The organism is Propionicimonas sp. (assembly GCF_047606205.1).
Classification (GTDB): Bacteria; Actinomycetota; Actinomycetes; order Propionibacteriales; family Propionibacteriaceae; genus Propionicimonas.
This window is the reverse complement of sequence record NZ_JASGES010000235.1, coordinates 1-9,485: the sequence shown is the minus strand read 5'-3', so window position 1 is coordinate 9,485 and position 9,485 is coordinate 1. Positions and strand designations below refer to the sequence as shown.

Below are 9,485 nucleotides of genomic sequence, written 5' to 3'. Positions count from 1 at the left end.
CGACGATCGCCGCCGTGTCGGCCGCGGCCTCCGCAGCGGTGGCCGTGGCCGTCCGCCAGGCATCCGGCAGCGCCGCGCCCGCCTCGGTGGCCGTGGCCAGCGCCTGCGCGAACGGAAGGACGGCGTCCATCATCGTCTTGTCGCCCGGCTGGGCGCCCCCGACGTCCACGAGGGTGCGGGCGAAGGCCGCGACACCGGCGACGATCGTGCCCACGTCAGGCCGGCCGCTGTCATCCAGCACCCCGGCGAAGCTGACCAGGCCGGACCCCCACAGGGCCCCGGACGTACCGCCCGCACTCTCCGCCCACTGTTCTCCCGCCGCGATCAGGAGGCTCCGCGCCCCCGCCCCCGCGGACAGGGCGCGATCGGCCGCAGCCAGCGCTCCGGTCGAGCCCAGCGTCATGCCCTGACCGTGGTCGCCGTCGCCCGCCACCGCGTCCAGCCTGCCCAGAGCTGTCTCGTGGGCCAGCGCCGTCCGGTTCATCGCGGCCAGCGCGTCCCGCACGGATCGCGCCACCGCCTTCGACTCCTCCGTGCCCACGACGACGGACGCGGTCGCCGGCGCGAGCGCCGCCTCGGGCACGACCCTGGCCGCCGCCACCGGCGCACCGCCGCGGCGGAAACTCACGGTCTCGACCGGGTCGCACCAGAGTTCCTCCAGCTCGGCGTCGAGGAAGCAGACCGTGAGCGAGAGCCCGGCCATGTCGAGGGAGGACATCAACTCGCCCACCTCGGGTCGGACCACCTCGATGCCCGCGCCGGCCAGCCGTTCGGCGACCCGCGCGTACGCGATCAGGAGTTCCTCGTACTTCACCGTGCCGAGGCCATTCAGCAGCGCCACGGCCCGTCCGGTGTACCCGTCGCCGGCACGCACCGGCTCCTCGGCGAGGACGCCGTCCACGAGCAGGTCGGCGATCTGCGCCGCCGTGCCCATCGGCACCTCCCTGATGCCGGGCTCGCCATGGACGCCCAGGCCCACGCTCATCTCGCCGGCGGGAACCCTGAAGAGGGGCTCTGCCGCGCCGGGAAGGGTGCACCCGTCGAAGGCGATGCCGAGCGATCGGGTGCGCGCGTTCGCGCGGATCGCGACCTTCTCGACGTCGTCGAGCGACGACCCCCGCTCGGCGGCCGCGGCCGCGACCTTGAACACGATCAGGTCGCCGCAGGTGCCGCGGCGCAGTTCGGTGGCGTCCGCGGGGCCGGAGGCGACGTCGTCGGTGACCGGGAGCACCCTGACGTCGTGACCCTCGGCGCGCAGGCGGGTCGCCGCCTGCCCGAAGTGCAGCACGTCACCGGCGTAGTTGCCGAAGGTGAGCAGGATGCCGCCGCCGTTCTCCGCCGTCCGGCACACCGAGTGGACCTGGGACGCCGAGGGCGAGGCGAACACGTTGCCCTGCACCGCGGCATGGGCCAGCCCGGGGCCCACCCAGCCCGAGAAGGCCGGGAAGTGGCCCGAGCCGCCGCCGATCACCACGGCCACCTGGCCGGCCGGGGACTCCCCGGCCCGCACCACGCCGCCGAACACCCGCTGCACGTACTGCGGGTAGGCGCCCACCAGCCCGGCCAGGACGTCGTCCGCGAAGCCGGCCACCTCGTTGAGGACCCTCGTCATCGTCGTCTCCAGGCCCGCCGCTCAGCGCTCGATCGACTCGAGGCGGAGCATCTTGGCCAGCACGACGTCGAGGTCGGAGTCGTCCCAGATCCGCTTCCAGTCGTCCTTGATGACGGCCTCGCGGCCGTAGTCCATCGCCAGCAGGCAGGCATCGGAGAACGGGTTCGAGCCACGCAACGCGTTGGTGAGCGCGATGTAGACATGGCCGTAGAAGATCGCCTTCACGGCCGGCTCCGGGATCCCCACCTCGTTGATGGCGTGGTCCATCACGTCCTTCAGGAACTGGCCGATCATGCAGCCGACCGTCTCGACCAGGGTGGGCTCCAGCTGGGCCAGTTGCTTCACGGTCACCCAGTGCACGTCGATGACCGGGCCGTACATGCAGCGGATCACGGCCTCGCCGAGGTCCTGCTGCTCATCGGTGCCGGCCTGGCGCGCCGCCACGACCTCCTGGGGCGCGGCGATGCCGCCGAAGGTGTCCGACCACTCCTCAGCGGTCTTGCGCTCGAGGAACACCGACGGGTGGCACGGGTGAGCGCACAGGTAGCCGACCCCCTCGACCAGGTGCAGCAGGCCCGCGTACGCGGCGGCGGGGTCGAGGGTGATCACGACGGCGCCGGGCTTGAGCTGGTCGGCGATCGAGCGGGTGACCGGGCCGAGCGCGATGTCCGGCACGGCCAGCACGACGACGTCCGCACCGGCCACAGCCGTGGCCTGGTCGGTCAGCTCGCGTCCGGTGGCGCGGACGCGCTCGGCGCCGGCAGGCGAGTTCTCGACGTAGGCGGTCTGGTAGTCGCTCTTGGCGAAGTTGTTGGACACGCGCATGCCCATCTTGCCGCCGGCTCCGACGACTGCGACCTTGACATCAGCGGGATTGGTCATTTCTTGCTCCTCAGGTAGTTCAGGTTGTGTTCGGTCCACGTGCGCTCGAGCTCGAGCGTGGTGGCGAGGTCTCCCTGCCACGGCAGCCAGTGCTCGATGATCTGGTTGATGCCCCGTTCGTCGGGGCGGACGAGCGCGACCATCGCGTCGTAGTCGAGGAGGCCCTCGCCCAACGGCGCCCCCGCGTAGGTGAAGCCCACCCAGCCGTCGCGCCGCGAGAAGGCGAAGTCCTTCACGTGCAGGTTGCGGACGTAGGGGGCGCACGCGCGCACCACGTCCATCGGGAGCTCGAGGGCCGCGACCGTGTTGCCCGGGTCGAGGCAGACCCCGACCTGCGCGGACCCGGCGCCGGTCACCACCCGCAGCAGGTCGGCAGTGCTGACCTGCTCGTAGGTCTCGAGGGCGAGGGTGATCCCCCGCCGCTCCAGCTCGGGAACGATCCGCGCGACCAGTGCCGTGGACTCCTCGATGCCCGGTACCTGGGGGCCCTGGCGGACCATCGAGCGCAGCATCGTCGCGCCGAGGGCGTCGGCGATGTCGAGGTAGTGCAGCAGGTGCCCGGTGAGGACGCCCCTGGTGCCGAGCTCGAGGGTGATGCCGAGATCGTCGGCGGTCCTGCGGACCTCGGCCAGCTGCGTGGCGTCCAGGTCCTCCACCGGTGGGTAGTCGCAGATCTGGAAGACGGTCGAACCCAGCTCGTGGGTCCGCGCCAGCATGCCGGCCAGGCTGATCGGCTCGGGGTTGAGCGACGACCACTCCCAGAAGAGGGCGTAGGTGCTGAGTCCGACCGCCATCGCTCAGTGCCCCACGGCGATCTCTGCGGACTGGTCCGCCGCGGCGACCTTGCCCTTCCTCGCGAGGACGAGCATCAGCACCGCCGAGAGGGCCATGAAGCCGCCCACCACGAACATCGGGACGACATAGGCGCCGGTGACGTCGTGCAGCCACCCGGTCACGTAGCCGGCCGAGAAGCCTGCGACGTTGCCGATGGTGTTGATCAGTGCCACGCCGGCCGCCGCCGCGGCACCGGTCAGGAACTGCGTCGGCAGCGTCCAGAAGTTCGGCAGGGCGGAGAAGATCGCACAGGCGGTGACCGCGACGATCGCCATCGTGAGCGCCGGGGTGGCGCTGAACAGCGCGACCGGGACCGAGACCGCGCCGGCCAGCGCAGGAACCGCGATGTGCCAGGTCTGCAGGCCACGCCTGTGCACGTCCGCCGACCACAGGTAGAGCGCCACGGCGGCGAGCAGGTACGGGATCGCCGTCACGAAACCCTGCTGGACCGGCCCGAAACTCGTTCCGAGGGTGGCCTGGAAGCCCTTGACGATCGTGGGCAGGAAGAAGCCCAGCGCGTAGAGGCCGTAGACGAAGCCGAAGTAGATCACGCTGAGGATCCAGACCCGGCCGTTGTTGAACACGCTGAGCACCGAGGGGTGCTTCTCGCGGGCATTGGTGGCGTCCCGCTCGGAGGCGAGCTCCGCGGTCAGCCACTCCTGCTCCTGCGTGGTCAGCCAGTGGGCGTCCGCCGGCTTGTCCTTCAGGTAGAACAGGGCGACGATGCCGATGATGATCGCCGGCACGCCGACGCCGAAGAACATGAATCGCCAGCCCTCGAGTCCGAAGAAGACGCCGTGGGCCTGGATGAGGGCGCCGGCCAGCGGCGCCCCGATGGCCGTGGTGAGCGGCTGGGCGAGGTAGAACAGCGAGAGGACCTTCGCGCGGTAGCGGCTCGGCACCCACAGGCTCAGGAACAGGATGGCGCCGGGGAAGAAGCCCGCCTCGGCGACGCCCAGGAGGAACCGCAGCCAGTACAGCTGGGTCGCCGAGGACACCCAGGTGAACAGGACCGCGACCAGGCCCCAGGTGATCATGATCCGGGCCAGCCAGATGCGGGCACCGAACTTGTGGAGGGCGAGGTTCGAGGGAACCTCCAGGAGGATGTAGCCGATGAAGAACACGCCCGAGGCGAAGCCGAACTGGGCTGCGGTCATCCCGAGGTCCTGACTCAGGCCGTTGGGACCGGCGAACCCGATCGCGGTGCGGTCGAGGTAGTTGATGAAGAACATGAGTGCCACGAAGGGCACCAGCCGGACCGAGACCTTCTTGATCGTCGATCGCTCGACGCTCGGTACGTCAACTGCTGCAGACATATCGAACTCCTTTCGCGCCACCGTTGGCGCACGACGTCGGTGTCGGGAGCAGTCTCCCCCAGAATTGGTTCACCGGTCAACCGGTTGGCCAATTTTCGAAAACGGCGTCGCGACGCCCGCCTCGCAATCCGGGGCATCTCCGGTACGGTTTGCGTCATGGAAGCCGGCGTCTTCGACGGGCCAGGGGACGGGGAGCTCTTCGGCCAGCTCCCGCAGCGCACCGCGATCTCCGGGGTGGCGAGCCGGCTCCTGGCCTACCTCACCAGCGGGGACATCCCCGTCGGCACGCGACTTCCCCCCGAACGAGAGCTCTCCGCGAAGCTCGGCGTGGGCCGGTCCGCGATCCGTGGCGCCCTGGCCGCGCTGGAGGTCCTGGGAATCATCGACGTCCGGCCGGGTTCGGGCTCCTACGTGGCCGGCACGACCTCCGAACTCCTCCCGCAGACCCTCACCTGGGGCATGCTGGTGAGCCCGCAGAGCACCGAGGAGCTCCTTGAGATCCGCTCGCACCTGGAGGTGCTCGTTGCGGCGGGGGCCGCGACCAGTGCGACCGAGGCCGACCTGGACTACCTCGAGGAGTGCGTGACCACCCTCGAGCAGGCGGTCGACGACATCCCCGCCTTCGTGACCGCCGACTTCAAGTTCCACGACCGACTGGCCCGGGTGGCGGGCAACGAGATCACCCGGCAGTTGCTCTCCACAGCCCGGTCGCTGCTGCGGATCTGGGTCGACCGGTCGGTGAGCCGGGGACAGCAGATGGCCCAGACGATCGCCGAGCACCGCGCGATCCTCGAGGCGGTCCGGTCCGGCGATCCGGCGGTGGCCTCGGCGTCCATGGCCGCCCACATGCGGACGGCGACCGAACGCCTGCGCACCTTCTCCGGCTCCGACGCGGAGGCAACGACCGCTGCGCAGGCCGACGCGAGCTGACCTGGGCTCAGGCAGGGGCCTGCCGTCCCCAGAAGCCGTCCGGCGCGAACAGCCGCGCCACCAGGGGCTCGAGCAGGTTCGCCTCGGCGAGGGCGTCGAGGACGGTGTAGCGGGCGCGGATCAGTTCGCTGCGCACATATGTGGCCCGGAACTCCGCCCAGCCCAGCCGGATCTCCGCGGGGTGGGCGGGGGCGCCGGCCGCGCGCAGCATCGACTGCAGCTCCGCCGCGGGCACCAGGTGCTCGCGCAGCCGCCGCGAGAGGGCCGGCCACGCCGTCGCCAGCGCCTCCAGCCTGCGGCCCACGCCACGCGCGTCGACGTACTTCGCCATCGTCTGCTGCACGGCCGCCTCGCGCAGCCCGGGCCGGCTGTGGTGGGTGAGCACGAGCCGCTCCCGTTCCGCGGCGGACGGCCAGGCTACGACGGCCGCGTCCACGTCGAGCGAGGCCAGGTCGTCCTCGAGCAGCGCCTCGTAGAGGGCGGTCACCGCCACGCTGCCGACCGCCACCTTGAAGCCGTGGGACAGCCGTCGCGGGGTCGCCTCGACGCCGTGCCCCTCCATCTCCCACAGGTGCGAGAACAGGTGTTCCGAGCCGGACGCCGGCCGTGAACCGTGGTGGGCCTGCATGGCCAGCCCGGACATGAGCAGGCCCTCCGCCAGCCCGCCGATCGCCTCGACATCGCCCGCGGCGAGAGCCCGGGGACGCGACAGCGCCTCGCGCAGCGGCCCCTGGACGAGCTTCCACACCCCGGGTTCGACCGGTTCCGCACCGACGGCGTCCGCGACCAGCCAGTCCGCACCCGCGGTCAGCTTGCCCAGCAGGTCGCCGTAGCCGGAGGCGGTCATCGCGGCCGGGGCGGCGGCCATCACCTCGAGGTCCGCCACCGCGAGCGCGGGCGCGGGGGCGTCGAGGGTCTGCTTGTAGCCGTCCACGGCCAGCGAGGACCCGAACGCCGTGTAGCCGTCCATGGACGCCGCCGTTGCGACCACGGCGTACGGCTCACCGAGCTCCGCGGACGCCCGCTTGGCCAGGTCGTTCAGCGTGCCCGCCCCGACCACCACCGCCACCGCCCCGCTGGCCCGGAGGGTGTCGCGCAGCAGCGCGGCGTTCTCATACCGTGCGTACAGCTCGGGTTCTCCGGGGAACACGTAGGGGTCGGCCACGCGGACGCCGGCCGCTGCCAGCGCGGCGTGGACGGCCCATCCGGCGACCGCCATCGTGCGCTCGTCGCCCACCACGACCGCGTTCCTGTCGCCGAACACCGACCGGAACGCGTCGGGCACCTGGGTGAGCACGCCGCGCCCGACCCGCACCTCCCGCGTGTCGGTGGCCTCCGCCAGCGCCCTGGCGACGAGTTCGCTCACGTGCTCTCCTCCGGGTACAGGTCAGTCCGGGTCCGTCGCGGACCAGCCCCGCTCGTCCCACACCTGCGGCGGCAGGAGGCGGTCGATGCGGTCGAGCACCAGCGCCGGGGCCAGGTGGGCCGGCAGCGCGGCGACGTCGTCCGCCGTCGCCTCGCCGGTGAGCACGACGGCGGCCACCATGTCGGTGTCGATCGCCATCCTGATGTCGGTCTGCAGCCGGTCACCCACCATCACGGAGCGCTCGATCCTCGCCCCGGGGATCGTCGCCATGACGGTCCGCAGCATGATCGGGTCCGGCTTGCCCAGGCTGCGCCGACAGGTGGTCCCCGTGCACGCCTCGATCGCCGCGGTGATCGCCGCGCAGTCGGGCTCGCCGCGCCCGCCGGGGAAGGGGCAGAACCGGTCGGGGTTGGTCTGGATCAGGAAGGCCCGCTTGTGGAACCAGATCGCGTCGAAGGCGATCTGCAGCTTGCGGTAGTCGAAGGCGCGGTCGTAGGACGCGATCACGATGTCGATCTGCGCCGCGTCCTCGCTCATCCGGATCCCGGCCGCGGCGAGCGCCCGCTTCAGCGGTTCCTCCGCGATCGGGAAGACGACCGCGTCCGGGTGGTGGGCGCTCAGCCAGGCGACCGTGGTGACGACGGTGTTCGCGATGTCCTCCACCGGCGTCGGCAGGCCGAGCGTCGCCAGCTTCTCCGCGTACTGCTCGGGGTCCTTGGTGGGGTTGTTCGACAGGAACCGGACCGGGATCCCGCGCCGCCGCAGTTCACCGACCAGGCGCGCCGCTCCGGGCAGCAGGTGGTCACCGAGATAGATCGTGCCGTCCAGGTCGAACACGTAGGCGTCGTACAGCTCGCCGGGATAGTTCAGCACGGAGCCGGGTGCCATCGCCGGACGCTCTCAGTCGCAGCGGGACGGTTCGACGTCCTCGCCGCCGAACTGCCGGTCGTAGCCCTCGATCGCGGCGACCTTCGGCGCCGAGGACGAGCCCGGGTCGAAGGCGTAGCCCAGCCACTCCTTCGCCAGCCGGCGCGCGAGCTCGATGCCGATCACCCGCTGGCCGAAGGTGAGCACCTGCGCGTTGTTGGAGAGCACCAGGCGCTCCACGGAGAAGCTGTCGTGGGCGACGGACGCCCGGATGCCGGGCACCTTGTTGGCCGCGATCGCCACGCCCATCCCGGTGCCGCAGACGAACAGCCCGCGATCGGCCCTGCCCTCGGCGATCAGCCGCGCCCCGGCGACCGCGACGTGGGGATAGTCGATGTCCTCGCCGGCGCCGACGCCGACGTCGATCACCTCCTCGACCCGGTGATCGGCCTGGAGGTCGGCCTTGAGCCGCTCCTTGTACTCATGGCCGGCGACGTCGGCTGCCACCACGATACGAAGACCCATCCCGGACTCCTCCCCGCAGCGAGCGCGCTCGCGCTCTCCCGACGATAAATCTAACACATTTTGCGATATATTCATCGAATTTTGCGATACTCAACCCGGGGCGACCACGACACCGACCCCGCGTTCCCGCAGGTGCGCGAGCTCCGGCGCAGGCGCTCGGGAGTCGACCACGACGTGCGCGAAGTCGGCCAGCGCCGCGAACCGGTGCAGCGCCCTGCGCGCGAACTTGGTGTGGTCGAGCAGCAGGATCGGCTGCTCGGCCGATGCGATCATCGCCCGCTTCACCTGCGCGACGTCCTCGTAGGGGTGGAAGCACTGGTCGTCGCTGATCCCGGAGGCGCTGAGCAGGCAGTAGTCGGCGCGCACGCCGGCGATCATGTCCAGGGTCGTCCTGCCGAGCAGCGACTCCGCCCACGGCTGGTACTCCCCGCCGGTCACGAGCAGCCGGACGGTCGGCGTCCGGGCCAGCTCGCGGGCGACCAGGAGAGAGTTGGTCACCACGGTGAGCGGGACGCCGGCGAGCGCGCGCAACGTCCACAGCGCGGAGGTCGAGTCGTCCACCAGCACCGAGCTGCCGGGACGGACGACTGCCGCGGCGGCCGCGGCGATCTGCTGCTTCTCGGTCCCGTGCTGCTCCAGCCGCAGCGCCGCACTCACCTCGCTCAGCCGGGACGCGCTCGCCGCCACCACCCCCCGCTGCGGCCGGGTGAGCAGGCCCGCCTCCTCGAGCGCGTCGATGTCCCGGTAGGCGGTCATCGCCGACACCCCGGTCTCGGCGACGATCTCGTCCACGCTGAGGGTGCCGCGCTGGGACACCAGTTCCGCGAGCCGCCGCCGCCGCTGCCGCACCGCGTCCGCCGAGGCCCTGCCCCCGCTGCCGCGCATCCGCGCGCCCGGCTCCGGCGTCACCGGAGTTCGACCAGCCGGTCGTAGGACGCCGCGGCACCCAGCGACTGCACGGAGATGGCGGCGGCGCGGGTGCCGAGGTCGACGCCCTCGGACAACTCTCCGCCCCGGCCCAGCACGGTGGCCAGGCCGCCGACGAACGCGTCCCCGGCACCGGTGGTGTCGATCACCTGCGCCACCGGCTCGGCCGCTCGCGCGATCCGCTCGCCGCTCGCCGTCGCCGCCACGCTGCCCCGCGCGCCGAGGG

At 71.7% G+C, this 9,485-nt stretch carries 10 protein-coding genes; 1 reads left to right on the top strand and 9 read right to left on the bottom strand.

What is annotated here, in order from left to right:
- The 4 genes from QM633_RS14760 to QM633_RS14745 all read right to left on the bottom strand — a co-directional run.
- Nucleotides 1-1,612, bottom strand: a 1,612-nt coding sequence (locus QM633_RS14760) for a dihydroxyacetone kinase family protein (RefSeq protein WP_415154525.1), incomplete at its 3' end; no start/stop codon positions are given.
- Between the two features lie 21 nt (nucleotides 1,613-1,633).
- A complete protein-coding gene (locus QM633_RS14755; protein ID WP_415154524.1) occupies nucleotides 1,634-2,494 on the bottom strand; it encodes a phosphogluconate dehydrogenase C-terminal domain-containing protein in 861 nt (286 codons plus the stop codon).
- Complete coding sequence (locus QM633_RS14750; RefSeq protein WP_415154523.1) at nucleotides 2,491-3,288, bottom strand: sugar phosphate isomerase/epimerase family protein; 798 nt, start codon at nucleotides 3,286-3,288, stop codon at nucleotides 2,491-2,493. The genes QM633_RS14755 and QM633_RS14750 overlap by 4 nt, the downstream gene beginning before the upstream one ends.
- 3 nt (nucleotides 3,289-3,291) lie before the next feature.
- Nucleotides 3,292-4,644, bottom strand: coding sequence for an MFS transporter (locus QM633_RS14745; protein ID WP_415154522.1), 1,353 nt, complete (start codon nucleotides 4,642-4,644; stop codon nucleotides 3,292-3,294).
- A gap of 156 nt (nucleotides 4,645-4,800) precedes the next feature.
- Here QM633_RS14745 and QM633_RS14740 point away from each other — a divergent pair, with 156 nt between their 5' ends.
- Entirely contained in the window at nucleotides 4,801-5,574 is a 774-nt protein-coding gene (locus QM633_RS14740) for a FadR/GntR family transcriptional regulator (RefSeq protein ID WP_415154521.1), read from the top strand.
- A gap of 7 nt (nucleotides 5,575-5,581) precedes the next feature.
- Here QM633_RS14740 and QM633_RS14735 read toward each other — a convergent pair whose 3' ends face one another.
- From QM633_RS14735 to QM633_RS14715, 5 genes are all read right to left on the bottom strand, one after another.
- Nucleotides 5,582-6,940: a sn-glycerol-1-phosphate dehydrogenase gene (locus tag QM633_RS14735; RefSeq protein WP_415154520.1), complete on the bottom strand. Its 1,359-nt coding sequence runs from the start codon at nucleotides 6,938-6,940 to the stop codon at nucleotides 5,582-5,584.
- Nucleotides 6,941-6,961: 21 nt separating this feature from the next.
- Entirely contained in the window at nucleotides 6,962-7,828 is an 867-nt protein-coding gene (locus QM633_RS14730; RefSeq protein WP_415154519.1) for an HAD-IIA family hydrolase, read from the bottom strand.
- A 12-nt stretch (nucleotides 7,829-7,840) separates the two neighbouring features.
- The gene (locus QM633_RS14725) at nucleotides 7,841-8,332 is read right to left on the bottom strand and encodes a ribose-5-phosphate isomerase (RefSeq protein ID WP_415154518.1); all 492 of its coding nucleotides are present in this window, start codon (nucleotides 8,330-8,332) and stop codon (nucleotides 7,841-7,843) included.
- 90 nt (nucleotides 8,333-8,422) lie between these two features.
- Complete coding sequence (locus tag QM633_RS14720) at nucleotides 8,423-9,217, bottom strand: DeoR/GlpR family DNA-binding transcription regulator (RefSeq protein WP_415154526.1); 795 nt, start codon at nucleotides 9,215-9,217, stop codon at nucleotides 8,423-8,425.
- A 20-nt stretch (nucleotides 9,218-9,237) separates the two neighbouring features.
- A partial coding sequence (locus tag QM633_RS14715) for a PfkB family carbohydrate kinase (RefSeq protein ID WP_415154517.1) occupies nucleotides 9,238-9,485 on the bottom strand: 248 nt, incomplete at its 5' end.